Origin of the sequence: Gordonia sp. HS-NH1 (assembly GCF_001418765.1) — a bacterium.
Lineage (GTDB): Bacteria > Actinomycetota > Actinomycetes > Mycobacteriales > Mycobacteriaceae > Gordonia.
In genome coordinates this window covers 1-797 of the sequence record NZ_LIYC01000112.1, presented here as the reverse complement: position 1 = coordinate 797, position 797 = coordinate 1, and the positions used below count along the sequence as shown (strand labels likewise).

General features: G+C 67.1%; 1 protein-coding gene. It reads left to right on the top strand.

The features are described from left to right. On the top strand, positions 1 to 797 hold a 797-nt coding region (gene rfbB / locus AMD30_RS24280), incomplete at both ends, for a dTDP-glucose 4,6-dehydratase (protein ID WP_055477370.1).

Below are 797 nucleotides of genomic sequence, written 5' to 3'. Positions count from 1 at the left end.
GCCTCGTCGCCGAGACCGACCTCGTCGTGCACTTCGCCGCCGAATCCCACAACGACAACTCCCTGGCCGACCCCTCGGCCTTCGTCTCCACCAACCTCGTGGGCACCTACACCCTGCTCGAAGCCGTCCGCGCCCACCGGGTGCGTTACCACCACATCAGCACCGACGAGGTCTACGGCGACCTCGACCTCGACGACCCCGCCCGCTTCACCGAGACCACCGCCTACAACCCCTCGAGCCCGTACTCCTCGACCAAAGCCGGCTCCGACCTGCTTGTACGCGCCTGGGTGCGGTCCTTCGGCGTGGCCGCGACCATCTCCAACTGCTCCAACAACTACGGCCCCTACCAGCACATCGAGAAGTTCATCCCCCGCCAGATCACCAACGTGCTCTCCGGGGTACGCCCCAAGCTCTACGGCGACGGCCGTAACATCCGCGACTGGATCCACGTCGACGACCACAACGACGCCGTGTGGACCATCATCGACCGCGGCCGCATCGGCGAGACCTACCTCATCGGCGCCGACGGCGAAGTCGACAACCGCACCGTCGTGGAAACCATCCTCGAACTGCTCGACCAACCCACCGACGCCTTCGACTTCGTCACCGACCGCCCCGGCCACGACCGCCGCTACGCCATCGACTCCACCCGCCTGCGCACCGAACTCGGCTGGACCCCCGCCTACCTCGACTTCCGGGCCGGCCTGGCCGCCACCATCGACTGGTACCGCGACCACCCCGCCTGGTGGCAACCCGCCAAAGAAGCAGTCGAACAGAAGTACGCCACCACCGAACGC